This window comes from Saccharopolyspora rectivirgula DSM 43747, from assembly GCF_000497205.1.
Taxonomy (GTDB): Bacteria; Actinomycetota; Actinomycetes; order Mycobacteriales; family Pseudonocardiaceae; genus Saccharopolyspora; species Saccharopolyspora rectivirgula.
Window position 1 is genome coordinate 1 of the sequence record NZ_AYJW01000012.1, and the last position, 24483, is coordinate 24483.

Annotated in this window: 20 protein-coding genes and 3 pseudogenes; 9 read left to right on the plus strand and 14 right to left on the minus strand. The window is 67.4% G+C overall.

The window, feature by feature from the left end; genetic code table 11:
• Positions 1 to 537: pseudogene (locus tag SREC43747_RS21260) on the plus strand (glycosyl transferase); the annotation flags it as partial.
• 1 nt (position 538) lies between these two features.
• On the opposite strand, the gene SREC43747_RS0105350 reads toward SREC43747_RS21260, so the two are convergent.
• Both SREC43747_RS0105350 and SREC43747_RS0105355 read right to left on the minus strand, forming a co-directional pair.
• Positions 539 to 1900, minus strand: coding sequence for a PrsW family intramembrane metalloprotease (locus SREC43747_RS0105350; protein ID WP_029720124.1), 1362 nt, complete (start codon positions 1898 to 1900; stop codon positions 539 to 541).
• Positions 1901 to 2243: 343 nt separating this feature from the next.
• Entirely contained in the window at positions 2244 to 3569 is a 1326-nt protein-coding gene (locus SREC43747_RS0105355) for an aspartate aminotransferase family protein (RefSeq protein WP_029720125.1), read from the minus strand.
• Positions 3570 to 3716: 147 nt separating this feature from the next.
• Here SREC43747_RS0105355 and SREC43747_RS0105360 point away from each other — a divergent pair, with 147 nt between their 5' ends.
• Positions 3717 to 5354, plus strand: coding sequence for a PucR family transcriptional regulator (locus SREC43747_RS0105360; RefSeq protein WP_081722436.1), 1638 nt, complete (start codon positions 3717 to 3719; stop codon positions 5352 to 5354).
• Positions 5355 to 5368: 14 nt separating this feature from the next.
• Here the strand turns inward: SREC43747_RS0105360 and SREC43747_RS0105365 are convergent, their stop codons facing one another.
• The 5 genes from SREC43747_RS0105365 to egtA are packed head-to-tail and all read right to left on the minus strand — an operon-like array spanning position 5369 to position 10138.
• Positions 5369 to 5839, minus strand: a complete 471-nt coding sequence (locus SREC43747_RS0105365) for a nitroreductase/quinone reductase family protein (RefSeq protein ID WP_029720127.1) — start codon at positions 5837 to 5839, stop codon at positions 5369 to 5371.
• Positions 5836 to 6804: an L-histidine N(alpha)-methyltransferase gene (gene egtD, locus SREC43747_RS0105370; protein ID WP_029720128.1), complete on the minus strand. Its 969-nt coding sequence runs from the start codon at positions 6802 to 6804 to the stop codon at positions 5836 to 5838. The genes SREC43747_RS0105365 and egtD overlap by 4 nt, the downstream gene beginning before the upstream one ends.
• Positions 6797 to 7555 (minus strand): ergothioneine biosynthesis protein EgtC, encoded by a 759-nt coding sequence (gene egtC / locus SREC43747_RS0105375; RefSeq protein WP_037331403.1) that lies wholly within the window; start codon positions 7553 to 7555, stop codon positions 6797 to 6799. Before egtC ends, egtD begins: the two co-directional genes overlap by 8 nt.
• Positions 7555 to 8889: an ergothioneine biosynthesis protein EgtB gene (egtB, locus tag SREC43747_RS0105380; RefSeq protein ID WP_029720130.1), complete on the minus strand. Its 1335-nt coding sequence runs from the start codon at positions 8887 to 8889 to the stop codon at positions 7555 to 7557. Before egtB ends, egtC begins: the two co-directional genes overlap by 1 nt.
• Positions 8882 to 10138 carry an ergothioneine biosynthesis glutamate--cysteine ligase EgtA gene (egtA, locus tag SREC43747_RS0105385; protein WP_051387730.1) on the minus strand — a complete coding sequence of 419 codons (1257 nt, stop codon included), beginning with the start codon at positions 10136 to 10138 and terminating at the stop codon, positions 8882 to 8884. Before egtA ends, egtB begins: the two co-directional genes overlap by 8 nt.
• Before the next feature lie 185 nt (positions 10139 to 10323).
• Here egtA and SREC43747_RS0105390 point away from each other — a divergent pair, with 185 nt between their 5' ends.
• Positions 10324 to 10917 carry a TetR/AcrR family transcriptional regulator gene (locus SREC43747_RS0105390; RefSeq protein ID WP_029720132.1) on the plus strand — a complete coding sequence of 198 codons (594 nt, stop codon included), beginning with the start codon at positions 10324 to 10326 and terminating at the stop codon, positions 10915 to 10917.
• 100 nt (positions 10918 to 11017) lie between these two features.
• Positions 11018 to 12403 carry a pyridoxal phosphate-dependent decarboxylase family protein gene (locus SREC43747_RS0105395; RefSeq protein WP_029720133.1) on the plus strand — a complete coding sequence of 462 codons (1386 nt, stop codon included), beginning with the start codon at positions 11018 to 11020 and terminating at the stop codon, positions 12401 to 12403.
• Positions 12404 to 12466: 63 nt separating this feature from the next.
• On the opposite strand, the gene SREC43747_RS0105400 is transcribed toward SREC43747_RS0105395, so the two are convergent.
• Positions 12467 to 13942 carry a peptide MFS transporter gene (locus tag SREC43747_RS0105400; RefSeq protein ID WP_306413767.1) on the minus strand — a complete coding sequence of 492 codons (1476 nt, stop codon included), beginning with the start codon at positions 13940 to 13942 and terminating at the stop codon, positions 12467 to 12469.
• Positions 13943 to 14620: 678 nt separating this feature from the next.
• Between SREC43747_RS0105400 and SREC43747_RS0105405 the strand changes: the two genes are divergently transcribed.
• The 4 genes and pseudogenes from SREC43747_RS0105405 to SREC43747_RS0105420 all read left to right on the plus strand — a co-directional run.
• Positions 14621 to 15955 (plus strand): hemolysin family protein, encoded by a 1335-nt coding sequence (locus SREC43747_RS0105405; protein ID WP_029720135.1) that lies wholly within the window; start codon positions 14621 to 14623, stop codon positions 15953 to 15955.
• On the plus strand, positions 15955 to 16995 hold the full coding sequence (locus tag SREC43747_RS0105410; RefSeq protein WP_029720136.1) for a hemolysin family protein: 1041 nt from the start codon (positions 15955 to 15957) through the stop codon (positions 16993 to 16995). Before SREC43747_RS0105405 ends, SREC43747_RS0105410 begins: the two co-directional genes overlap by 1 nt.
• 148 nt (positions 16996 to 17143) lie before the next feature.
• Positions 17144 to 17458 carry a hypothetical protein gene (locus SREC43747_RS0105415; protein WP_029720137.1) on the plus strand — a complete coding sequence of 105 codons (315 nt, stop codon included), beginning with the start codon at positions 17144 to 17146 and terminating at the stop codon, positions 17456 to 17458.
• 69 nt (positions 17459 to 17527) lie between these two features.
• Positions 17528 to 18136, plus strand: a pseudogene (locus SREC43747_RS0105420) (3-methyladenine DNA glycosylase); the annotation flags it as partial.
• Positions 18137 to 18156: 20 nt separating this feature from the next.
• On the opposite strand, the gene SREC43747_RS20930 reads toward SREC43747_RS0105420, so the two are convergent.
• Together SREC43747_RS20930 and SREC43747_RS20505 are read right to left on the minus strand one after the other, a co-directional pair.
• On the minus strand, positions 18157 to 18741 hold the full coding sequence (locus SREC43747_RS20930) for a tetratricopeptide repeat protein (RefSeq protein ID WP_160173034.1): 585 nt from the start codon (positions 18739 to 18741) through the stop codon (positions 18157 to 18159).
• 29 nt (positions 18742 to 18770) lie between these two features.
• Complete coding sequence (locus SREC43747_RS20505) at positions 18771 to 19094, minus strand: helix-turn-helix domain-containing protein (RefSeq protein ID WP_081722433.1); 324 nt, start codon at positions 19092 to 19094, stop codon at positions 18771 to 18773.
• A gap of 1812 nt (positions 19095 to 20906) precedes the next feature.
• Between SREC43747_RS20505 and SREC43747_RS0105435 the strand changes: the two are divergent.
• Positions 20907 to 21182 (plus strand): annotated as a pseudogene (locus SREC43747_RS0105435) (3-methyladenine DNA glycosylase); the annotation flags it as partial.
• A gap of 243 nt (positions 21183 to 21425) precedes the next feature.
• Here SREC43747_RS0105435 and SREC43747_RS0105440 read toward each other — a convergent pair.
• The 4 genes from SREC43747_RS0105440 to SREC43747_RS0105455 all read right to left on the minus strand — a co-directional run bounded on the left by SREC43747_RS0105440 (position 21426) and on the right by SREC43747_RS0105455 (position 24409).
• Positions 21426 to 21770, minus strand: coding sequence for a hypothetical protein (locus tag SREC43747_RS0105440; protein WP_029720141.1), 345 nt, complete (start codon positions 21768 to 21770; stop codon positions 21426 to 21428).
• A 14-nt stretch (positions 21771 to 21784) separates the two neighbouring features.
• A complete protein-coding gene (locus SREC43747_RS20935) occupies positions 21785 to 22375 on the minus strand; it encodes a hypothetical protein (protein ID WP_152528323.1) in 591 nt (196 codons plus the stop codon).
• Positions 22376 to 22696: 321 nt separating this feature from the next.
• Positions 22697 to 23869, minus strand: coding sequence for a GDSL-type esterase/lipase family protein (locus SREC43747_RS0105450; protein ID WP_029720143.1), 1173 nt, complete (start codon positions 23867 to 23869; stop codon positions 22697 to 22699).
• Between the two features lie 102 nt (positions 23870 to 23971).
• Positions 23972 to 24409, minus strand: a complete 438-nt coding sequence (locus SREC43747_RS0105455; RefSeq protein WP_029720144.1) for a MarR family winged helix-turn-helix transcriptional regulator — start codon at positions 24407 to 24409, stop codon at positions 23972 to 23974.
• Between the last annotated feature and the right edge of the window lie 74 nt (positions 24410 to 24483).

A 24483-nucleotide genomic window follows, 5' to 3' on the forward strand; every position in this document is an offset into this window, starting at 1 on the left:
CTGTTCGCCATGGGGCGCGACGGCATGGTCCCCGCGGTCTTCCGGAAGGTCCACCCCCACCTGCTCTCCGCGGTGGTCCCGGTGGCCTTGCTGCCGATCTACCCGCTGTCGTTCCTCGCCCAGCACCCGAACTTCCCCAGCTTCCCGCGGCTGTACGAAACCGGGTGGCCGCAGTTGCGGGACGCGGTGGTGGAGGCGTACCAGCAGCTCCCGCCGGAGACGCGCAGCAAGACCGTGGTCGTGGCCAGTCGCTACGACCTGGCCGGCCCGCTCGACGTGTACGGCAGGCCGGCCGGTCTGCCTCGCGTCTACAGCCCGCACCGCGGCTACTGGTTCTTCGGGTCTCCTCCGGAATCGGCGGTCAACGTCTTGCACGTCGGCGAACCGGGCCCGTTGGCGGAGTGCTTCCGCAGTGCGGAGCAGCTCGGCACGGTGGAGTCCGAGCTGGTCAACATCCCGCAAGGAGTGCCGGTGACGCTCTACCGGGACCGCGAGCAATCCTGGCAGGTGCTGTGGCCCCGGCTGCGCACGATGTAGTTCAGCGCGGCCATTGCGGCCCCCGCTGCGGGGGCTGCTGCCCGGGTGGTGGAGCCGCTCCCGGGAACTGCTGACGCGGTGGTTGCTGCGGCATCGGCTGCTGCTGCGGAGGGCGCGCCGGCTGCTGCGGCGCCTGCTGCGGCCCGCTCTGCGGGAGCGTGGGCAACTGCTGCAGCTGGGCCGGCAAGGTGAAGAAACCGGACTGCTCGTGCCGCGCCCACGGGGGCGCCACCGGTTGCGGGGCCCTGCGGAAGAAGGTGTCCCGAGCGACCCGCATCAGCCCGAGGATCGCCTGCTGGCGTTCGTGGAACTGCTGCGGGGAAACGGTGCGGCGAGCCGCGTGCGCGTGCAGCAGGGCCAATTCGGTGGCGGCCAGCTGGTAGTCGCTCATGGCCCGCACCCCGGGCAAGCCGGCCTGGCCGCGCGCCCAGCGGCGGGCCTGCCGACGGCCGGACATCGTGCCCAGCATCTGGATGTCGTTCTGGTGCACCAGACCGCTGGGGATGTAGGCCGGCAGGTAGGTCTGGATCAGGCCGACGATCCGCTTGCGGTCCCGGACCAGCACCACGACGACCGCGACGATCACCAGGAACTGGATCCCGTAGGCGAGCAAGCCGCCGACGAATCCGGCGATCGTGAGACTGCCGTTCCACAGCCCGTGCAGGAAAACGGCCCCGCACCAGCCGAGCACGGGGGCGATGACGCGGCCCGCGCCCCGGTGCGTCGCCGCGTAGGCGACGCCCAGCCCGGTCATGGCCGTATAGAGCGGGTGGCCGAGCGGGGCGATGACCCCCCGGAGGATCACCACGAACCAGACGCTCCCGTTGTAGATCCCCTGCATGTAGTAGGAGACGTTCTCCACCAGGGCGAAGCCGAGCCCGGACAACGCGGCGTAGACGATCCCGTCGGTCGGCCCGTCGAACTCCTGGGGGCGGTTCAGCAGCAGGTACAGCAGCAGCAGCCCCTTGCCGCTCTCCTCCACCAGGGGGGCGACCACCGAGGACGTGATCGCCTCCGCCGACTCCTCGCCCACGGCCGGGATCAACAGCACGTGCGTCGTGGTGTTGAGCAGCAGGGCGACGAATATCGCCACTCCGGCACCCCAGCTGAAGGCCAGGATCAAGTTCCCGCGTGGTTCGGGCTCCAACCGGTCGATGAGCAGGATCAACGCCACCAGCACGATCGCCGTGGGCAGCGCCAGCAGCGACGCCACCACCACGTTGATCGGCCCGCCTTCGAACAGGTACAGGGCCAGCGCCAGCAGCAAGCAGATGCCGGAAAGCACCATTCCGACGATCAGCAAGACCGGGGTGCGGTTCGAGCTCCGTCCCGCCAGGATCGATTTCGGGCTGAGTCCGGGCATGCCTGGAAGCCTAGAAGATCACCGGGGGTCACCGTGATCGGATCGGCGAAATCAACCCGGTGCTCCCAACAGGCGGAATGGGGACGAGCACAACGGGGACAGAGGAGAACAAAAAGGACTCGGACTGTCTGATGTAGACCGCGCACCGCCAGCCGACCCACCGCGGCTGCACCGGCGCACCGGCCAGCAGCGCGCGAAGTTCCCGCCCAGCCGGGCGGGTGCGGCGCCGATCCCGCGGTGCTTCGTCACCGCACCGCGGACCCGGCGCCACATCCGAGCCGAACGGCTTCGTCAACCGTGCAGCGCCATCACCGGCGGTCGCACGGACGTCCCGGCGCGCCGATCATCCGTTCGGGTGATCAGCGCGGCTGTACAACTCCTGCTGCGCCACCGACAGCGAGTCGGTGAGGATCTGCAGCGCTTCGGAGGCTTCCTGCTCGGTCAGCGTCATCGGCGGGGCCAGGCGCAGCACGTTGCCGTACAGCCCGCCCTTGCCGATGAGCAGACCGCGGCTCTTGGACAGCTCCAGCACGCGCCCGGCAGCCGCCGCAGCAGGGCGGTCGGTGCCCGGCTCGACCAGTTCGACACCGATCATCAGTCCTTTTCCGCGGACATCGCCCATCAGCTGGCACTGCTGGGCGTGCCCGCGCAGGCCGTCCAGCAGTCGGGTGCCGAGCTTGGCCGCGTTGCTCTGCAGGTCGTGGTCGAGCAAGTAGTCCAGGGTGGCCCGCGCGCTGGCGGTGGCCACCGGGTTGCCGCCGAAGGTGGAGATGGAATTCGCGGTCAGCGAATCCATCAGCTCGGCTTCGGCCACGACTCCCCCGATCGCCATCCCGTTGGCGAGCCCCTTGGCGAAGGTCATCGCCGCCGGGGTCACCCCGTGCGCCTGGATGCCCCAGAAGTGCTCTCCCGTGCGTCCCCAACCGGTCTGCACCTCGTCGGAGATGAGGGGGATCCCGTACTCGTCGAGGACTTCCGCGAACGCGGCGAACAGGCCGTCCGGCGGAGTGGCGAAGCCACCGACCCCCTGGATCGGTTCGACGATCATGCACGCCACGTCACCGGACGTGGTCGTCTCGATCACCTGCCGGAGGTCGTCGGTGCACGCCGCGATGTAGTCGGCGTCGGAGAAGTCGCGGAACGGGCTGCGGTAGCGGTAACCGCCGTGCACGTAGCTGACCTTCACCGGGGACAGCGAGCTCGCCGACCACCCGCGATTGCCGGTCACCCCCATCGCGGCGAAGGAACGCCCGTGGTAGGAGTTGCGCAGCGCCAGGATCTGGTTGCTCCGCCGGTGCTGGGTGGCCAGCAGCAGAGCTGTCTCGTTCGCCTCGGTGCCGGAATTGGTGAAGAACACCTTCGGGTTCTTCATCCCGGACAGGCTGGCGATGCGCTCGGCGAGTTCGACCTGGTTGCGGATCAGGTACAGCGTCGAGGTGTGCAGGATGCCGGTGTCGACCTGCTTCCGGATGGCATCGCTGATCTCGGGGATGTCGTAGCCGATGGCGTTGGTCAGGATTCCGGCGAAGAAGTCCAGGTACGTGTTCCCGTCGGCATCGGTCACGTGCCGGCCGCTACCGCTGACGATTTCGATGGGCTGCTCGTAGTAGAGGGACAGCCAGTCGGGCATCACCGCCCGGTGCCGGGCAAGCAGGTCGTTGTCGCTCATCACGTCTCCCACTCGGTCCGCTTTCGGCTCAGTGTCGTCCCGGGGAACAACCTGGCACCACCGACAAGCTGTTTTGTTCTCCGCCGCGGAGCAATACGGTGTGTCCACCCGTTCGTGATCGCGTGTCCGGGAAGGTTGGTGGTGGGCTTGACACCTCCGGATGAGCTGGCGCTGCCGACCGTGGCCGAGATCCTCGAGCTGCCGGAGTTGCGCTGCGGCAAACCCCGAGTGGTGGCCGGGGGATCCGGCCTGGACAACCGGGTTCGCTGGGTGCACGTCGCGGAAATAGCCGACATAGCACCGCTGTTGAGCGGCGGGGAACTGGTCTTGACCACCGGTATCGCCCTCCCGGAGGACGCCGAGGGGTTGGGCCACTACCTGGCCGAGCTGGCCGCGGCCGGCTGCTCCGGGCTGGTCGTGGAACTGGTCCGCCGGTGGCAGGACCGGTTGCCGCAGGCCTTGGTGGACGCCGCGCACCAGCACGGCATGCCGTTGATAACCCTGGGCGAGGAGACGAAGTTCGTCTCGGTCACCGAAGCCGTGATCGCCCGCATCCGGGACGCCCAGCTCGCCGAACTGCGCGCCACGCAGGCCGTGCACGAAGTGTTCACCGCACTGACCATGTCGGGGGCCGAACCGGCGGAGGTGCTGGCCGAAGCAGCTCGCCTCACCGACCGACCAGTGGTGCTGGAGACGCTGGCCCACCAGGTGCTGGCCTATGCCGCCGCCGGGAGGGATCCGGTGGCGCTGCTGTCCGGTTGGGTGGAGCGCTCCCGGGCCGCGGTGCAGCGCGGGCGCACCTGCTACCACCCCGAACCGGGCTGGCTGACCACCGTGGTCGGTGCTCGGGGTGACGACTGGGGACGACTGGTGGTGCTGTGCGGCGGCCCACCACCGAACCGGTACATCGCGGTCGCCGAACGCGCGGCTTCGGTGCTCGCGGTGAACCGCCTGATGGACCGGGAGCGGGAGAGCCTGGAGCGGCAGGCCCACCGCGCCCTGCTGACCGGGGTCCTGGAGGGCTCGGTGGAACCGGACGACCTGTCCGCCAGGTTGACCGGGCTCGGCATCCCGGTGGACCGCCCGCTGGCGGGCATGGCCGTGCGCCCGCGGACCGCGCAGGCCTGCGCACCGGTCCTGGAGACCCAGCAGTTGCTGCGGGACCTGGCCGACTCGCTCGCGCTGGCCGCCCGCAGGGCCGGTCTGGCGGTGCTGGTCAGCGCGGTCGACGACATGACGGTGCAGGCCCTGGTGGCGCTGCCGGACGAGGAGTCCGCCACGCCCGTGCTGCGCAAACTGGCCGCTGAGGTCCGGAATTCGGCGGTGGAGCAGGCCTTCCCGCCGCTGGTGGTCGCCGCCGGCGCCCCGGTTCGGCCGGCCACCGCAGCCCGGCAGACCCTCGCCGAAGCCGCCCAGGTAGCCGAAGCCGCGGACCAGATCGGGGACGGTTCGCGCGAACTGCACCAGCTGTCCGACGTCCGCCTGCGCGGCCTGCTGCACCTGCTGCGCGGCGACGAGCGGCTGCTCGCCTTCGCCGACCGGGAGCTGGAACCGCTGCGCGAGCACGGGCGGTTGCTGACCGCGCTGCGGCTGTACTGCCGACACGGCGGGAACAAGTCGGCCGCAGCGGCAGCCGCCCACCTGTCCCGAACCGCCTACTACGCCCAGTTGGCCCGCATCGAGCAGCTGCTCGGGGTGCGCCTGGACAGCCCGGAGTCGCTGGTGTCGCTGCACGTGGCGCTGCTCATCTGGGAAACCAACGGGGTCTTCCCGGAACGGGAGTGAGCTCCGGCGCGAGATCACCTCGATTGCGGCACCAACCGGAAGACGCGGATCTGCCGCTCCCCGGCGCTCCGCTGGTAGTCGCGATAGGTCGGCCACTCGCGCACCAGCAGCTGCCACAACCGCTGCCGCTGCTGCCCGGTCGCCAGTTCGGCGCGCACCGGTATCCGCCGACCGTCCACGCACACCTGGGCGTGCGGGTGGGCCAGCAGGTTCGCCGACCAACCGGGGTGGCTGCCGCCGCCCCAGTTGGAACCGGCGACCACGAAATCGCTGCCGTCGGCGACGTACAGCAGTGGCACCGTGCGGGGCTGCCCGGTCTTCCGCCCGGTGGTGGTCAGCAGCAGCGAACGCATCCCGATCAACCGCAGCAAACCGACTCGCCCGGCGGTGCGCTGCTGGAGGGCGCGGTCCAGCGGCACCAGCAGCTTCCCCAAGCCGGTGGTGGCGAGTCGTCTCGCGACAGCGCGCAGCGGGTCCACGGTCATGCGGTCGCCAGCGCCAGGGCGAAGTCGCCGGCCTCGTCGGTCCACCAGCACTGCAGGCTGAAGCCGGCCGCGGTGAGCTCCTCGTGCACCTGCTGCTGGGTGAATTTGGCGGACACTTCCGTGCGGAGTTCCTCGCCTTCGGCGAAGTCCACCGTCATGTCCAACGCGGACAACCGGACCCGCATCGGGCGCAGCGCCCGGAGCCGCATTTCCATCCACTGCTGCTCGGTGTTCCAGACCGCCACGTGGGCGAAGTCCTCCGGCGCGAAATCCGCCGCCAGTTCCCGGTTGAGCACGTGCAGGACGTTGCGGTTGAACTCGGCCGTCACCCCGCGTGCGTCGTCGTAGGCGCTCACCAACCGGTCCGTGGCCTTGACCAGGTCCGCTCCCAGCAGCAACCATTCCCCCGCGGCCAGCGCCGCGTGCGCTGCGGCGAAGAACGCGGCCCGTTCCGCGGGCAGCAGGTTCCCTATGGTGCCGCCGAGGAAGGTGAGCACCCCGGGTGAGGCGATGCGCAGTTCTGCCAGTCCCCGGGTGAAGTCGTCCACGATCCCGGTGACCTCCACCTCCGGGTAGTCCGCCGCGATGGCTGCGACCGTGTTCTGCAGCGCTTCCCGGGAAACGTCCAACGGGGTGTACTGCCGCAGGGTTCCAGCTCCGGTGAGGGCGTTGAGCAGGAGCCGGGTCTTCTCGGCCGAGCCGGCCCCCAGCTCGCAGAGGGCAGCCGCTTTGGTCAGCTCGGCGATGTCCATCGCGTGCTGCTGCAGGATCTGCTGCTCGGCACGGGTTTGGTAGTACTCCGGCAGTCGAGTGATGCGCTCGAAGAGCTCGCTGCCGGTGGCGTCGTAGAACCACTTCGGCGACAGCCACTTCGGGTCGCTGGTGAGCCCGGCGCGCACGTCGGCCCGCAGCTGGTGCGCTGCGTCCTGTTCGGTGAACCGCACGAGGAGACTCGGATCAGTCATAGCTCTCCGTTCCGGGAATCGGCGTCATGGTCACTCGTCCGGGCACCGCGGTCAGCAGCTGCCGGTCCGGCACTCGCTGCCACTCCACGGCCGGGCCGAACGGTTCGGAAGCGACGGTCACCGAACTCCGGGTGCGCCGCACCCACAGCGCGTGGGTCCAGGTCGTGGCGAACAGCTGGTCGCCGTCGGTCAGCAGGAAGTTCAACCGCGACCCCGGGGCGCACTGCTCGACCTCGACGAGCAGGGAGCGGATCGCTTTTCCCGGTTCCACGCCCTGTTCCAGGAGCTGGTGCAACAACGCCCACAGCACCGCCGAATCGGTCGGCGCCGGCAGGGTCATCAGGGCGGCCGGGTCCAGCCGGGAAGCGATGCTGCTCAACGAATTCGGCCAGCCGATGACCTTCCCGTTGTGGCTGAACAGCCATTTCCCGCTGCGGAACGGTGCGCACGCCGCCGGGCTCAGGGGCATGCCGACGGTGGCCGAGCGCACTGCGCCGACCACCGCGGTGCTGCGGACGATCCGGGCGACTTCCCGGAAGGCCTCGTCCGTCCAGATCGGCCTGTCGTTGCGGTACACCGCTGGAGCTTCCGGGGTGTCGTACCAGCCGACGCCGAACCCGTCGGCGTTGATCTTCCCGCCCCCGCGCATGTCCGCGGGGGCCCAGGACTGCTCCAGCAGCGAGTGCTCCGGTTCCAGCAGCAGCCCGGAGAGGGTGGTCGCAGGACCGAGGTACCCCACGTGCCGGCACATCAGCCGACCTCTCCCCGGCGCGGGGTGCGGGCCAGGCGGAATCCGGCGAATATCTGCCGGCGGATGGGGAAGTCCCAGTTCCGGAAGGTGCCCCGGCACGCCAGCGGGTCGGTGCCGAACGAGCCTCCGCGCAGCACTTTGTAGTCGCTGCCGAAGAAGACCTCCGAGTACTCCCGGTACGGGAACGCGGTGAACCCCGGGTAGGGCAGGAAGTCGGAAGAGGTCCACTCCCACACGTCACCGATCAGCTGCCGCGCCCCGCACGGGGCGGCCCCGGCCGGATAGGCGCCTGCGGGGGCCGGTTGCAGGTGCCGCTGTCCGAGGTTGGCGTGCTGCGGCCCGGGATCTGCGTCTCCCCACGGATACCGCCGGGAGCGCCCGGTGCGGGGGTCGAACCGGGCCGCCTTCTCCCACTCCTGCTCGGTGGGCAGGCGTTTGCCGGCCCACGCGGCGTAGGCCTCGGCCTCGTAGTAGCTGACGTGCACCACGGGTTCCTCCGGCGGCACCGGCTCGAAGTAGCCGAATCGCCGGCGGATCCAGCTGTCCCCGTCGCGCCGCCAGAACCGGGGCGCGGACAGGTTCGCGTGCTGCCGGTAGGCCCAGCCCGCTGCGCTCCACCAGCGCTCCTGCTGGTAGCCGCCGTCCTCGATGAACTGCTGGTACTGCCCGTTGGTCACCGGCGTGGTGTCGATGAAGAAGCTGTCCACGAACACCTCGTGCGCCGGGCGCTCGTTGTCCAGCGCCCACGGTTCGGTGGAGGTGCCCATGGTGAACGGCCCGGCGGGGACCAGCACTTCTTCCGGCAGGGCTGCGGTGTCCGTCGCGGCCGGCGGGGGTTCCGCGGCGAGCACCGGTGGTCCGGTGCGCAGCTGGTGCGTGGCCAGCATGGTCTCGTCGTGCTGCTGCTCGTGCTGGGCGATCATGCCGAAGGCGAACGCGCTTTCCACCAACCGGCGGCCCCGCAGCGGATTCCGCTGGAGGACGTCCAAGGCCTTGTCGCGGACTTCACCGACGTAGTCGCGCGCCTCGGCCGGCCCCAGGAGCGGCAGTTGCGGGCGTTCTGCCCGCGGGTGCTGGAAGGCGTCGTAGAGGTCGTCGATGTCCGGGCGGAGCGGTTCGACCCCACCGACGTCCCGCACCAGCCAGATCTCCTCCTGGCTGCCGATGTGCGCCAGGTCCCACACCAGCGGCGACATCAGCGGGGAGTGCTGCCGGACCAGGTCGTGCTCGTCGACCGCTTCGGTGAGCAGGGCGCTGCGCTGCCGGGTGCGGGTCAGTTCCGCAGCGACGTGGGAGCGCAGCTCTTCGGTGGTCATTTCGTCCAGGTCAGGCATGATCGACTCCGGTTCTGTCCGCGATCAGCGCGGCATCGCGCAGCCGACGGTCGACGAAGTCGGCCAGCCGGCCGGCGAGTTCCGGTGGGCAGCCGCAGTTGGACAGTTGTTGGCAGGCCAGTTCGAAGACGGATTCGGCGGTGCGGGCCAGGGTGGTGTCGGCCAGTCCGTGCTTGGCGGCGTGCACCCAGCGGCCCGCTGCCGGGGAGGTGCGCTCCAGCACTTCGTCCACCACCGCTTCGTCGTGGAACAACGCGATCACCGCCGCGGCCGGCAGCATCCAGTCCTGGCCCGGCTGGGTGTCGAGGTAGCGGACCTCGAAGTAGCCGCGGGGGCGGACGGGCGGGAACAGGGTGCTCAGGTGGTAGTCGAGGTCGGACAGGGTGGGAGGTCTGGGCAGCGCGCCGTTGATCCACTCGGCGAAGGTGATCCCGTTGGGCACGCTCCAATCCGGCCCTTCCCGCCGCATGCACACCACCGGGGTGTCCAGCGCCCGTCTGGCCCAGCTGCCGGCCGGGTCCGGGGTGACGGGGGCGGGGTGGGTGCGCACCGGGTCGGTGCGGAGCAGGCATTGCGTCCGGGTCGACGACCACCCGGTGCGCTTGCCGAAGAGCCGTGGCGAGTTGGCGAACACCGCCAGCATGACCGGCCCCAGCGAGTGCAGTGCGGCCCAGCGGGCCGCCACCCGGTGCCGCTCCCCCATGTCCAGGCAGACTTGCACGCCAGCGGTGCTGCACATCATCAGTCGACCGCCGATGCCGATGCGGTCGAAGGCGGTTTCCATCGCCGTGTAGCGCGGGACCTGCAGGATCCGCCGCGGCGGCCGCCAGGGGTCCGTGCCTTCGGTTCCCATGGCGAGGCCGCGTTCCGCGAGTCGCCGCTGCAGGTAGTCCGCGTCGGCGGTGACCGAGTTGAACAGGGAAGCCATCGAGCTGGTGGGCAGACTGGAGATCTCCACCTGTCCGCCGGGTTCGACGGTGAGCACCGAACCGTTGGGCAGCGGCTGGTGGGTGCTGTCAGGAACGAGGGATTGCGGCGCGTGCGGTTCGAGTGCGGTGATGAGGTCGACCAGTTCGAACGGAGCAGCGGGGTCGTGGACCGGGTGCACGGTCCATTCCAGTTCAACGCCCAGCAACGTCGGCGGGCCGTGCTTGAAGCACACGGACGCCACGTACGCCTCGGCTTCGGCTCGGGTGCGTATCCGCGGGCCGGAGAGCTCTGTGGCAGTCGGGCTTAACGACACGGACATGCTGATCACCGCCAGTAATCGGACGATTACCGACGCTACCGGCACAACCAACCGATCGCATGCGTTGCAGCCGCCCGTGGCGGATCAGCGCACCGCCAACACCGGGCCGCGGGATTCACCCGCATCACAGCAACAATACGTACGTACGGATTGCATTGGAGGAATGGCCCTGCAACGATCAGTGCATGCCTCGGGTCAGCCAGGACCACCTCGAAGCCCGGCGCCGTCAGATCCTCGACGGCTCCCGGAAGTGTTTTGCGCGCTTCGGATACGAAGGTGCGACGGTACGTCGCTTGGAAGAAGCCACCGGTTTGTCCCGCGGCGCCATCTTCCACCACTTCAAGGACAAGGAATCGCTGTTCCTCGCACTGGCCGAGGACGACGCCAAGAGAATGGCCGACGTGGTCGCCGAGCAGGGCTTGGTGCAGGTGATGCGGAACCTGCTCGACCAGTCCGATTCGGATGACACGCACACCCCGGAAGCCGACTGGCTCGGCACCCGGTTGGAGGTCTCCCGCCGACTGCGCACCGACGAGGACTTCCGCGCCCGCTGGGCCCAGCGCTCCGAACAGCTCACCGAAGCCACTCGCGCCCGACTGCAGTGGCAGCACGCCTCCGGGAACCTCCGCGACGACATCAGCGTTGACGTGCTGACCGCCTACTTGGAGCTGGTGCTCGAGGGGCTGGTGTCCCACCTGGCGATGGGGTTGCCCAGGGAGAACCTCAGCCAGGTGCTGGATCTCGTCGAGGAGAGCGTCCGGCGTCACCGAAGCCGGTGATCTTCCCGCCCCGTGTGGCGCAGACTTGTGCTCTACGAACCGCGTGCCGCAGCGGCCGCGCTGGCCGGCGGCAGGTCGCACTCTGCGTACTGGAGGTGTCGTGCATCCGCTGCTTTCCCGCGATCTCAAGCGCCTGCCCGAGCTGCTCGAACAAGCCCGCAACTACGCCGTTTCAGTGCTGGCGGACTTGCCGTCCCGACCAGCAGCGGTCCCTCCGGCCCCCAAGGACGCCGAACCGCTCCCGGAGGAGGGCATCGGGTCGGCAGCGGCGCTGGAGCACTTCCAGCGCAGGTGGGCCACCGGGTTCTCCGGCAGCGCCGGTAGCCGCTACCTGGGGTTCGTCACCGGCGGCGCCACCCCGGCGGCGGTGGTCGGCGACTGGCTGACCGGCGTGTTCGACCAGAACGTGGTGTCCAGCAGCGACTCGTGCGCCACCGACCTGGAGCGGGAGACGGTCGGCTGGCTGCGGGAACTGTTCGGGCTGTCCGCCGAGCACTCCGGGGCCTTCGTCACCGGTGCGACGATGTCCAACTTCGTGGGCCTGGCCATCGGACGGGAGTGGGTCGGCGAACAGCTGGGGGTTTCGATCGCGGACGACGGCTTGGCAGCGGTCGGGGACATCCCGGTGCTGTCGAGCAGCCCGCACTCCAGCACCTTCAAGGCGCTGTCCATGCTCGGCATCGGCCGCAACAGCGTCCGCCGCATCCCCTCCCTGCCGGGCCGGGAAGCCGTCGACGTCGACCAGCTCGCCGCTGAGCTGGAAGCGCTCGACGGGCGCCCGGCCATCGTGGTCGCCAACGCCGGCACCGTGAACACCGTCGACTTCGACGACTTGCGGGCGCTCGCCGAGCTGCGGCAGCGCCACCGGTTCTGGCTGCACGTCGACGCGGCCTTCGGGGGGTTCGCGGCGCTCTCCCCGCGGTACGCCGATCTCGTCGCCGGCCTGGACCAGGCCGACTCGATCTGCATCGACCTGCACAAATGGCTCAACGTGCCCTACGACAGCGGCGTGCAGTTCAGCCGGCGACCGGACCTGCAGGTCCGGATCTTCCAGAACTACGCGACGTACCTGGGGCTCCCCGGGCCGGACCCGGATTTCGTGCACCTGACCCCGGAGAGCTCGCGCCGGCTGCGGGCGTTGCCGGCGTGGTTCACCCTCACCGCCTACGGCAGGCAGGGCCACCGGGAGATCGTCGAGCGGGACGCGGCTCTGGCGCAGGAGCTCGGCAACCGGATATCCGCCGCTCCGCACCTGCGGCTGCTGGCCCCGGTGCGGTTGAACACGGTGTGCTTCACCCTGGCCGAACAGCCCACCGCGGAGAAGATCGATGCACTGGCCAACGCGATCGCCCGGTCCGGTCAGACCTTCCTCAGCCCCACCGTCCACCAGGGGGTTCCCGCGCTGCGGGCGGCGGTGAGCAATTGGCGCACCACGGAGGACGACCTGCCGAAGATCATGGACGCGCTGGGCTGCCCGGCCGCCTAGGTGGACGAACGAGTGCGGCCGGCCGCCCCGGAGGGCGAGCCGGCCGCACCGCTGCGAGGACGGTCAGAGCACTCCGTGCATGTAGCGCTTGATGCTGCGGGAAGCGATCAGCAGCAGCACCGCACACCCGATCGTGGCCAGGCCGACGAGACCGAAGTAGATCTGCTGGTTCTCCACCGAGTACAGCTTGACCAACTGGGCGCCCAGGCCCTGCCCCATGGCCGGGGCCAGGAAGTAGAGGCCCAGCGTCTGGGAGGCGAACACCTTGGGGGCCAGCTTGGTGGTCACCGACAGGCCGACCGGCGAGAGCATCAGCTCACCCACGGTCATCAGCACGAACACCAGGGCCAGCATGAGCGGCAGGTGGTTGTCGCCGCCGGCCACGGTCTTGGACAGCACGACCCACAGGAACGCGATGCCGACGAACAGCAGACCGCCGACGAACTTCCGCGGGGTGGACGGCTGCCGCTCCCCCAGCTTGATCCACAGGGTCGCGAACAGCGGTGCCATGATGATGATGGCCAGCGGGTTGATGGACTGGAACCACGAGGCCGGGATCTCGTAGCCGAACACGTTCAGATCGGTGTCCGACTCGGCCAGGTTCGCCAGCGTGTTGGGCTGCTGCTCGAACAGCAGGAAGAACAGCGCGGTCGCCAGGAACAGCGGGATGTAGGCCAGCAGCCGGTCCCGCTCCACCTTGGTGATCTGCTTGCTGCTGAGCATCACCGCGAAGTAGACGATCGGCAGCACCGCGGAGATGAAGCTGATCAGGTTCACCAGCCCGTCGAGGCCGAGGACGCCGAGGAAGCCCAGCGCGGCCAGCACACCCAGGAAGACCACCGCGAGCGCGATGACGCGACCCAGCACCCAGGACTTCCTCTCCGCCGGCAGCGGGTTGACCGGCTTCAGCCCGGAGGAGCCGAGGTTCTTGCGGCCGATGAGGTATTGGATGAGGCCGAACGCCATGCCGACGGCCGCGGCGCCGAAGCCGAGGTGCCAGCTGACCTTTTCGCCGAGCCATCCGCACACCAGCGGCGCCAGCAGACCGCCGATGTTGATGCCCATGTAGAAGATCGAGAAACCGGCGTCCCGGCGCGTGTCGTGCTCGCCGTACAGCCCGCCCACGATGCCCGAGATGTTGGGCTTGAGCAGACCGGTGCCGATCACCAGGAACACCAGCCCGCCGATCACGCTGACCATTCCGCCGGGCAGCGCCAGGCAGATGTGGCCGAACATGATGATGAAGCCGCCCCAGAACACCGACCACTGCGCACCGATGATCCGGTCGGCGAGCCAGCCCCCGACGATGCCCGACATGTAGACGGAGGCACCGTAGATCCCCACCAGGGACAGCGCGGTGGACTCCGGGATTCCCAGGCCACCCTCGGCGACCGAGAAGTACAGGTAGTACCCCAGGATCGCGCGCATCCCGTAGTAGGAGAACCGCTCCCACATCTCGGTGAAGAAGAGCGTTGACAGTCCGCGCGGATGGCCGAAAAACCCCCGCTGCGGCGCGTCCGCAACCGCGCTTGTGCTCACGATCACGTCCTCTCGTGCATTTCAATGAAAAGGCGGCTGTAGCCGCGCGAGACTTCGAGCGGCAGATTACGCCCCGTGTCCATATTTCACACTTTCGGGTCAGCTCATTTTCGCTATCTTGTTACCTTTGGTACAGACCTCTCCGCTGGCCGGTTGTCGCCACGATCGATCCACTGGCCGACATCGACGGCAGAACTGAGCGGACGAGCGGGCCAGTGGACAACCCCAAGTAATTCCGCGAAGCTGGATCGAGCAACCGCAAACCGTCCGCCGGGCACGCCTCCCCCTCCACCGTGCCACTGTCCGTGACCAGCGGACCCGAAAAGTGTTCAGAAGAACTGGCGTCCGCTCGCACCGCTCCCGTCCGCGGTCGGCACAACACCGAACGTCAGCGACAGGAGACTAGTCGAGCATCACAGCAACGGCTTCCCGGCCAGCGCACCGAGGATGACCCGCGAGAACAGCTCGACCGCACCGATCCCGCCGAATCCGTGATGACTTTGTCACTTCGGCTGTTCCCGGTGCGCGCATATACTCGTCCTGTAATTCACGCAATGCCCAATGAGGAGTGAAAACTTCAGTGCCAGAGGCACAATCCCCCGACGGCAGTACCAAGCCGGGGCAGCATAGTCCCGGCTTTTCCAGGCACAGGACCTCCCCGTGCCGGGGTGACCGCTGATGGAGGTCCTGCTAGCAATCATCGGACTGCTGTTCGTCGCGCTGTTGACTCTGGGCACGGCACTCGCGGTCGCGGCTGAATTCTCCCTCACTTCGCTGGAGCGCAGCACCGTCGACGCGCACGCCCGGGAAATCGGGGACCGCCGGGCCAAAGCCGTGCAGCACGCTCACCGCACCCTCTCGTTCCAGCTCTCCGGCGCCCAGGTGGCCATCACCTTGACCACCCTGGTGACCGGTTACGTGGCCGAGCCGCTCATCGGCGACCTGATCAAACCAGTGCTCACCCTGGTCGGGTTGCCCGCGACAGCAGCCCAAGCCATCGCGCTGACGCTGGCCCTGCTGCTGGCCACCGCCCTGTCGATGGTGTTCGGCGAGATGGTGCCGAAGAACCTGGCGATCGCCAAACCGCTGCCCACCGCGCGGGCCATCGCGGGCTACCACTCGGGGTTCTCCCGGATCTTCCGGTGGCTGATCGTGGCCATGAACAACAGCGCCAACTGGATGGTGCGCAAGCTGGGCATCGAACCGCAGGAGGAACTGCGGTCGGCCCGCTCGGCGGACGAGCTGGGTTCGATCGTGCGCTCCAGCGCCGAGCACGGCACGCTGGACGCGCAGACCGCGGAACTGCTCAACCGGTCGCTGCGCTTCAAGCACCGCACGGCGGAGGAACTGATGACTCCGCGCGTGCGCGTGGAGTCGCTGTCCACGCAGAACACGGTGGCGGACCTGCTCGAGCTGGCCAGTCGCACCGGCATGTCCCGATTCCCGGTGCACGGCCGGGACCTCGACGACATCCAAGGAGTCGTGCACGTCAAACACGCGTTCGGGGTGCCAGCCGAGCAGCGGCACACCACCCCGGTGACCGCGCTCACCCGCCCGGTGCCAACGGTCCCGGAAAGCCTCGACGGGGACGCGCTGCTGGAGAAACTGCGCGGGTCAGGACTGCAGCTGGCCGTGGTGGTCGACGAGTACGGCGGAACCGCGGGCATCGTGACCCTGGAAGACGTCGTCGAGGAGATCATCGGAGATGTCCGGGACGAGCACGACTGGCAGGACGCCATGACCATCCAGCGGCTGGACCCGGACACCTGGTTGGCGTCCGGCCTGCTGCGCCCGGACGAGCTCACCGAAGCCACCGGTTTCGGCTTCCCGGACGGGGACTACGAGACGGTGGCCGGGCTCGTGCTCGCCCAGCTCGGCCAGATCCCGCAGGTCGGGACCTCGGTCACGGTCGGGGAATGGCAGTTGACCGTCACCAGGATGGACCGGCACCGCATCGCTGAGCTCCGCCTGGCGCACAAGCCGGCCTACACCGGCGGCGAGAAGGTGGCGTGATGAGCGACGGTCTGGCCATCTTCCTGGGCATCGCCTTGCTCTTGCTGAACGCCCTGTTCGTCGGGGCGGAGTTCTCGCTGTTGTCCTCCCGCCGGGACCGCCTGGAAGCGCTGCTGGCGCAGGGCATCGGTCGAGCGCGCATCGTGATCAAGGCGAGCCAGGAGGGCTCGCTGATGCTCACCAGCGCGCAGTTGGGCATCACCCTCTGCTCGCTCGGCCTCGGCCGGTTGGGCGAGCCCGCTGTGGCGCACCAGTTGCAGCGGCTGGTGGCACCGCTGCCGGTTCCGGAACCGGTGCTGCACTCGGCCGCTTTCGCGATCGCCTTGGCGGTCGTGGTGGTGCTGCACGTGATGATCGGCGAGATGGTGCCGAAGAACCTGGCGATCTCCGACCCCGAGCGGCTGGCGCTGTGGCTGGTGCCTCCGCTGGTCGGGTTCGTCAAGGTGGCCCGCCCGCTGATCGCGCTGTTCAACATGCTGGCCAACGGCGTGCTGCGGTTGCTGCGCGTGGAGCCGAAGGAAGAGCTGGAAACGGCGTACACCTCTGCCGAGCTGGCGGAGTTGCTCGTCGAATCCCGCCGGGAGGGGCTGCTCGCGCAAAGCGAGCACCGCCGCCTGGCGCAGGCTCTGCTGTCCGCGCAGCACACCGTCAGCGACGTGCTGATCCCGCTGGAGGAGTTGAAGACCCTGCCGGCCAACCCGAACGTCGGCGACGTCGAGCGGGCGGTGGCCACCACCGGGTTCTCCCGGTTCCCGGTGTGCTCAGCCGAAGGCAGGATGCTCGGCTATCTCCACGTCAAGGACGTGCTGGACCAGGCCGGCACCGACCCCACCACTCCGGTTCCGGCGGAACGGATCCGCCCGCTGCCGTCGGTGTCGGTGACCGACCGGCTGGACGAGGCGATGACGTCGCTGCGCCGGGCGGGGAGCCACCTGGCGATGGCCACCACCCCCAGCGGTGAAGTGGCCGGGGTCGTCGCCCTGGAGGACCTCGTCGAGGAGTACGTCGGCAAGGTCCGCGACGGCACTCACGTAAGCTGATCGCGTGATCGCACGCGGTGGGCTGCCCGCACTTGCCGGAGCAGGTGGGCAGCCCACCGCGTCCTCACTCCGATTCGGCGGTCGTCGCCTGCCGGGGCGGAACTTCTGAGGGATTCCTGCGCAGCCGGTAGCGCCGGCCCAGTCGGGTGTGGAAGGAGTCGCACGCGAATCCGCGGGCCAGGCCGAGGGCCCGAACGCGCCGCTGCACGCAAGGGGGCTGATCATGTCCACCCGGGAAGCGAGATTGGCCGCTGCCATCCGGCAGAGCCAGTGGCTGGCAGACGACGTCGCGCACGACCTGCCGTACCGGAAGGTCACCGCGGCACAGCTGAGCGAATTGGCTGAAGGGCTCACCCGCCTGGCGCTCGAGCTGTCCCGCTACGCCGGGAGCCTGGAAGAAACCGAGGAGACCGGGCTCGCCCCGCGCACCGCAGGCCGGGACATGCCGGCCCGCAACGACTGACCACCAGCTGCCCATCCGTCTCTGACCTGCGACAAGAGCAGGAATCGCGGTCGACTAACCTGACTGGCGATGCACGTGCTGTCCGAATCCGAATGGCGGTCCCGCCAAGCAGCCCACCGCCGGCGCGTGGAGCGCTGGACCATCCCCCACCGGGAGCGGCAGCTCCGCGGGGAGAAACACCCGGTGATGGACTTCATGTGGACGTACTACTCGTTCCGCCCGTCCCGGCTGGAGCGCTGGCAGCCCGGTGTTGGCGTGGTCCTGGCCGGTGGGCAGGAGTTCCTCGACCGCCGCGGGTTCAAGCGGACGAGCCACGGCGTCGCCCTGGATCCCGCCGCTTTGACCTCCAAACGCCGCGACACCGTCGAATTCGTCCGCGGTCTGCTGACGGCGACCGCGTCCCGCAAGCCGCGCCTCAACTGCTTCGGTTTGCACGAGTGGGCGATGGTGTACCGGGCGGAGCAGGAGGAGATCCGCCATTCCGGCTGGCCGCTGCGACTCGGCCGGCGCGGCACCGATGAGGTCGTCGAATCGATGCCGCTGCGCTGTTCGCACTACGACGCCTTCCGCTTCTTCACCCCGCCGGCCCGACCGCTCAACGCGGTCCAGCCCACGCGGTCGGACCAGATCAGGTTGGAACAGCCGGGCTGCCTCCACGCGAACATGGATCTAACCAAGTAGAAGCTTCTTGTAAGCATTTAGCCTGCTAGAGCGGCTAGACGCTGCTGGCACCTGCCCACTGCCCTAGCTCGGTCCGGTCCGAACAAGGTCATGGCATGTTCAAGGCGGTCCACCGCCATCGGTACGGCTTTGGAGTGTCCGGCCAGAGCCAAGGCATGTAGCGCTTTCCCGGCATCCCTGTGCGGGTGCGCGGCATGACCAGATAGGTACGGCCGGTGCGTGTCCGGCACGGTCTCAGGATCGACATCAGCGTGGGCCTCGTCGGCTAGCCCGATATGCCGGATGGTTTGGTTCCAATCCCCCATCAGCGCATACGCGTATGCCTTGGATGAGTTGGCTGAGAACAAAAGCACAGCCGGAAGTTTCTTCAATGAGTCAAGCAGCTCCAGGGATTTTTGAGGCTCACCGATGTTCGCGTAATAAGCCGCCAAATCGATTGCGACCACGCCCCGGGTTATCAAGTCCGCTTCCGCAAGCTCCAGCGCGGTCTTATACAACTTCCCTGCCCGGGCAGTTCGCCCGACATCCCCGATAGACCAGGCCAATCGATCAGCCACCCGTGCGGCCTGAGCAGACAACGCCACTCGCACGTTATCCGACATTGTCTGATTGAGGAGTCCTTCGGCCCATTTCATTGGGCTGCAGCCATTCCAGCGGACTGAACACCGCCGTGACGAAGTCCTACTGAAGTGATGAGGTCTGCGGCGCGCCGAAGAAGTTCGACGTCCGCGAAGTCAATGCGGCTGTGTAGATTAATACGTACCCCAAGGGCTTCTTCATAGGCCGCTACATGGTCAGCAGAGACACTTCTCCGGCCTGTCTCGATGTGGCCAAGGGTGGCTTTTGAGTAGTGGGTCAGCTCGGCCATGCGAGACAGACTCACCCCGGCAGCTTCACGGGCTACTCGTAGTGCTTTTCCCAGCTCTGTACCTGAGCCCGAAGAAGCTGACCTCATCTGTAGACCCCCGTAGACAGCTAACTACTCCCCTAAACATCGATCACGGGCGAGTCTATCTATGTGAGCGTCATATCCACGGATGAGCCCCTCGACCTAGAGGAGATCGTTATAGATGGCCAGGTCTGGCTAGTGTGCCCGTACGGGGGTCCCTCATGCGGTCGAGTCCTTGCCGACTCCGGTCAGATGGGCATGGATTGCATGAGTTGGCACCTTCGGTACGCCCACTGGGATAAACGTCTGGTAGCCAAACCCCTTTTCGCCGCACCTAACCATCGACGAACGGTGGGCTATTCGCCTTTGGTCGAATTTGGCGGATAAGGGCATCGACAAAGCCAATTGGCCTAGATTGAATCGCGCCATGTCATCACGCCCAAATGGTCGGTATTACAGCCCGATTAGTCGTTACTACAACTTTGGAGTTACTTTTCGATGGATACGAGGAGATAATTTCATTGCAGTCAAGCCCGGCTATGTCTGCGAAGGCCAAGCATTCATCGCAAGAGCTCAGCCTAAGAACTACACAATCCAGGATCGCCCGGGAGACAACCCTTACTCCGACGAAGAGACGTGGATCGCCTGCATCCCAGTGAACTCAGATAAATGGGATGACGATGAGTTCTTCGTCAAAAAGACACACGAATGGGCATTCCAAAATCCCGACAAAGTCGACCTAAAAGATCGAACTGATATAGCACCTGGGAAGGGGCTGCATCATGGCTTGCGATCACGTTTTTCAACCTGATCGAGATGGGATTTGGGTATGCGTTAAATGCGGTAAACGCATGTAGTACTCCAGCAGGAGCCAACCATAACCCCCTCCTCAATCATCTCGGAGGGGGTTATTGCCTTTTCCTAGTCCGCCTACCTGACATGACACAGCTAGACAACTAGTGTTGTGAGGCTACTGAGATGCCCACCTCTTCAGGTGTTTTGGCGACAACTACGGAGCACGCAGAGACATGGACTGACCGCATCGGGGTCGTCCACGAGGAGAACCCCCAGAACCCGAACGATACCCGGTGCGGTATCCGCATCGAAGGCGCATCGTGCCGAACCACACGCCGAGGGTGCGGCACCTGTATCCGACTAAACTTGGCGGAGTGGGCAGCTAACCATCGGTACACCCCGGGATGCAGGGGCTGGGTCTGCGTTTAATGCTCCTCTTGCCGCCGTTGGCGCAGCTCGTAGGTCAGTGCAGAGCCTCGTAGTACATCCGAGCAACTTTGACGGATCCGCCAGAGACATAATCACTGAAGTCCTTCCCAGCCAGCTCGCAGAACGAGTAGGCGGAAAGCTCCGCTGGGTGGTTGTAAATCCGGTAGTACATGCCCTTCGCCAGCATCGTTAGCCGCCGAAGCTCAACAGCTTGCCGGCGTTGGTGTCGAACTCTGTCTTGCTTAGGCCGTGGCACGCTTCCGGCCGCCCCATCGAGCGTTAGCCACCTTGCGGGCGTTGGCCTGGACGCTGACAGATCAGCTGAGCCCCATCTTCGTCCAGCTCCGGTAGAGCTAGCGCATTCCACAGCTGGATAGCTGTTTGCCCGTGCATTCGAAGCTCTGAAAAACAAGGGTTGGCTTGGATGCCTCCGTGCGAAGCCCGTACGAACATCTCAGCCCTCCAGTGCTTGGTACAGCTGGCATGATAGTCAGCTCGTAGCAGTAATCTGCGAGGAGCCAAAGCTCGTCCTCGCGGAAGTCGTAAGTATCAACCATCATCTTCCATACCTTCCGCGCACTGACTACAAGCCAGGTGGGGCGGCTGGATTTCTGGACATTGCCGTCTCTTCTTCGACCGAAAAGCCCCTGAGGGTTGTTCGAGTGGGCTTACAAAATGGAGCCCTTCGTGCCGGCCGAGTTGATCGCCGATTGCTTCGACCTGGCGGTGCGGGTGCGCGAACTGGACATGCGAGCCAGCCCTTACGACCTGCGCGAGCTCGGCTACGAGCCGGTGCCGATCGAAACTCCCGAGGGACGCGCGGACTACGTGCGCCAGCAACGCGCTTTCGCGGAAGAAGCAACCGCGCTGCGCCAGCGGTTGATCGAGACCTGCGACCAGGTCCTCGAATGGAGCCGCCAGCCGGCGTGAACCCTGCCTCGGACGAGGAAGCGGGATGTCCGCACCTCCCCTGCTGCCGATTCCGAAGTGGACAGCGATCGGCCGGGTTCCCGGTGCGGCAGTTGCACGGTGGCTTCGGTTCCGCCAGCGCGGACGGCAGGTCGCGGTCGGTTCCAACGATCAGCGCCGCTGCTCAGAGCAGAAGTCGGCCCCGGGCGGTAGTTCCTCCGCACCCGGGGCCCACAGCGCTTCGGCAGCCACTCGTTCGGCGCGCTAGCTCGGTGCCACCGAACTGACGCCCGTGGCGTCCGGTACGAGCTCGGTTTGTCCTGGTTTCCGCGTTCTGATCGCCTCGTCGAGGTGCACCAGGAACAGTTGGAGCGCGCCGATGATGGGCTGCGCCTCGGGGAAGGCCAGCTCCCCATCGCGTTCCATCGCGCGCAAGTGCTCCCCCAACGATTGAGGAGTCACCTGGAGTCGAAGCGGAACCTCGAGCTCGACGTCCTCCCACGAGCTCAGCTCGACGTACCCCTCGCGGGAAGTCCGCACCTGCTCGTCGCTGAGTCTGCGCAGGAATTCCTCGAAGATCTCTTGGTCGTTGGTGCGGTCCAGGTGCATGGCGATCCATCTCGTCAGCGGGCGGGGAATGCCGTGATGATCTTCTGGTCCCCGTTGGCTATCGACACAACGGGGCGGTAAGTGTCCACGACATTACCATTGGAATCGCGGATCTGAACCGGAGCGCGGTACGTCCAGGTGTCGTTCTTCTTGTTGTAGGACGGAAAACCCGGCTCGGGCGCCTTCAGGATCTGCTCGATGGCGAAGTCGGTGAACGACCGCCAGTCACTGCCGACCAGCCCCGCCAGGTTCTGCCAGTCCCTCATGTGGCGGGCCTTGATGTGCCGATATCCGAAACCCGCGGTGCCGCAAAGCAATTTCGAGGTTCCCCCTGCCCCGGGCGCACCATTGCGCCGAAAAGCGCGAACCAGCTTCCCCGCCGGGTCGTTCATCCCGCAGGCCGCCCAGATCGCCCTCGTGCCAACAGTGCCGTAGCGAACACCAGCGACCTCAATGGTGTACGTCTCGGGCTGAGTTCGCTGCATCGACGAATTCGCCGACAACGGTGGAGTCGAAGCAATCGCTGGCCCGGCGGCACCGAGCATCGACAATGCACTGAACGCCAGGACCATTGCGAGCGCACGAATTCGAAAACTCTTCAGCACAATTGTTTCTCCCCCATTTGATCAATGACGCCGCGGAGGGAGATTAACGACGATTGCGAACCCGCGGTACTACGAACATCCGAAATGGTGAACACCGTTCGTGCGCGATCGCTGCGCCCAAGAACGCGACCACGGCAGCAGCGGCCGCGCTTTCCGCCGACCGCGGATTCGCACCGCTTCGATCCGGTGGCGCGGGGACGCGAACTGGACATGCGCACCCCGCCTCCGGGAGCTCGGCCCCCAGCCGGTGCCGAACGAACTCCCGGAGGAGGCGCAGAACAACCGCCGCGCACTGCTGACTCCCCTGCTTCCGCGGGGGTCTCAACCGGCGAACGGCCCCCTCGGGCCGAAGGCGAATTCGGCGAAGCGCTCGGCAATGCGGCGATGCGCGGCAGGGCCGGGGTGGAGCGCGTCGGGCAGCGGCAGTTCGGCGAAATCGGCTTCGCCGTAGAGCTCACGACCGTCGAGGTAGTGCAGATTGGGGTCGTCGGCCGCCCGCGCCGCGGTGATGCGGGACAGCTCCTCCCGGATGACGTTGAGCGTCAGCTTTCCCGCCGCGCGCTCCGCGGGGTCCCCGGTGGCGCGGAACCGCACCTTCCCGTCCTCGAACACCGGTTCGCCGGGGCCGGGGGTGTCCTCGTGGATCGGGCACAGGATCGGTGAGATCACCAGCAGTGGTGCGGTGGGGTGCCCTTCCCGGATCGTGTCGAGGAAACCGTGCACCGCCGGCCCGAAGGCGCGCACTCGCATCAGGTCGGCGTTGACCAGGTTGATCCCGATCTTGACGCTGATCAAGTCCGCCGGGGTGTCGCGCAGCGCGCGAGCGGTGAACGGGTCGAGCAGCGCGCTACCGCCCAAGCCGAGGTTGATCAGTTCCACGCCGCCGGCGGCAGCGGCCAGCGCCGGCCAGGTGGTGGTGGAGCTCTCGGCGTTGGAGCCGTGGCTGATCGAGCTGCCGTGGTGCAGCCACACCCTGCTCCCCCGGTCCGGGAGGGGCTCGACCGGGGCGTCGGTGCGCAACTCGACCAGTTCGGTGCTCTCCCGGTACGGCAACCAGATCTCCACGTCCTTCGTCTCGGCCGGCAGCTCGTCGAACCGCACGGTGGCGATCGGCCCGGGTTCGGTGACAGCGGTTCCGGCGGCCATGTCGATGGTCAGGACGTTGCCGCCGGTCGCCGTGGCTTGGGCGGCGAGACGACCGTCGACCAGCAGGTCGTAGGCGCTGCCGGGCAGCGGCTGGGCACCCCGGTACACCGTTTTGGTGGAAAGCACGTCCAGCTCCACGACGCTCGCCCGGGTGCGGAAGGCCAGCCGAACCCCGGAGGTGTGCGACTCCGCCATGGCCAGCTGCCCGTCGGAGCACTGCGCGCGGGCACGCGCGGGCAACCGGTGCGGCAGCAGCCCCCGCTCGGTTCGCTCCAGTTCGAGCGCTCCGCGCACGAGGTCCTCGGTGATGGGGGTGACGATCGAGGCTTTCCCCGGGGAATTGTTCATGGTCCTGCTCTTCCAAGCGGTTGTCCGGTGCGCACCCGACTGCGCCCAGGGCCGGTGCTCGCGCTCAGCCCGGCGCAGCAGTTCGAGCTGTCCCAGTCAGCGCTACCCAGCGCTGACCGCGGGGGGTTCGTCCGCTGTGGAGGCTAGTTTGCCCAGCAGCCGGTGCAGCTCGCCGCGTTCTTCCGGGGTGAGCCGGGAGAGCAGCTGGCTGTCCACGGCATCGGCTACGGGGATGCTGCGCCGCAGGGTGCGCTTTCCTTCTTCGGTTAGCTCCAGCAGCCGCCGGCGGCGGTCGGTGGCGTCCACTGTGCGGCGGATGAGACCGCGCTGCTCCATCCGCAGCAGCAGGGAGGCGAGAGTGGCTTTGTCGATGGCCGCCCGTTGCCCCAGTTGGGCCTGTTCGATCCCGGGTTTTTCGTGCACGGCCCACAGCACCGCGTACTGGGGCTTGGTCAGTTCCGGCAAGCGCTGCTGCCAGTTGGCGGTGTGCTCCTGCATGACGCGGCGGATGCGGTGGAAAACAGCTTGTTCCAGCTCCACGGGTTCTCTTCCGGGTCGGCGGGTCGGTGGTTCAGATCGTAGTAAATCCAACCGCGACCAGTGATAGTATGTAC

What these genes read in the sequence shown, in the direction of transcription:
- SREC43747_RS20930 (WP_160173034.1), bottom strand. Translation starts at nt 18,741, where the DNA reads ATGTCGGATAACGTGCGAGTGGCGTTGTCTGCTCAGGCCGCACGGGTG.
- egtB (WP_029720130.1), bottom strand. Translation starts at nt 8,889, where the DNA reads ATGCCTGACCTGGACGAAATGACCACCGAAGAGCTGCGCTCCCACGTC.
- SREC43747_RS20505 (WP_081722433.1), bottom strand. Translation starts at nt 19,094, where the DNA reads ATGAGGTCAGCTTCTTCGGGCTCAGGTACAGAGCTGGGAAAAGCACTA.
- SREC43747_RS0105355 (WP_029720125.1), bottom strand. Translation starts at nt 3,569, where the DNA reads ATGAGCGACAACGACCTGCTTGCCCGGCACCGGGCGGTGATGCCCGAC.
- egtD (WP_029720128.1), bottom strand. Translation starts at nt 6,804, where the DNA reads ATGACTGATCCGAGTCTCCTCGTGCGGTTCACCGAACAGGACGCAGCG.
- SREC43747_RS0105405 (WP_029720135.1), top strand. Translation starts at nt 14,621, where the DNA reads ATGGAGGTCCTGCTAGCAATCATCGGACTGCTGTTCGTCGCGCTGTTG.
- SREC43747_RS0105450 (WP_029720143.1), bottom strand. Translation starts at nt 23,869, where the DNA reads ATGAACAATTCCCCGGGGAAAGCCTCGATCGTCACCCCCATCACCGAG.
- SREC43747_RS0105440 (WP_029720141.1), bottom strand. Translation starts at nt 21,770, where the DNA reads ATGCACCTGGACCGCACCAACGACCAAGAGATCTTCGAGGAATTCCTG.
- egtC (WP_037331403.1), bottom strand. Translation starts at nt 7,555, where the DNA reads ATGTGCCGGCACGTGGGGTACCTCGGTCCTGCGACCACCCTCTCCGGG.
- SREC43747_RS0105410 (WP_029720136.1), top strand. Translation starts at nt 15,955, where the DNA reads ATGAGCGACGGTCTGGCCATCTTCCTGGGCATCGCCTTGCTCTTGCTG.
- egtA (WP_051387730.1), bottom strand. Translation starts at nt 10,138, where the DNA reads ATGTCCGTGTCGTTAAGCCCGACTGCCACAGAGCTCTCCGGCCCGCGG.
- SREC43747_RS0105350 (WP_029720124.1), bottom strand. Translation starts at nt 1,900, where the DNA reads ATGCCCGGACTCAGCCCGAAATCGATCCTGGCGGGACGGAGCTCGAAC.
- SREC43747_RS0105365 (WP_029720127.1), bottom strand. Translation starts at nt 5,839, where the DNA reads ATGACCGTGGACCCGCTGCGCGCTGTCGCGAGACGACTCGCCACCACC.
- SREC43747_RS0105390 (WP_029720132.1), top strand. Translation starts at nt 10,324, where the DNA reads ATGCCTCGGGTCAGCCAGGACCACCTCGAAGCCCGGCGCCGTCAGATC.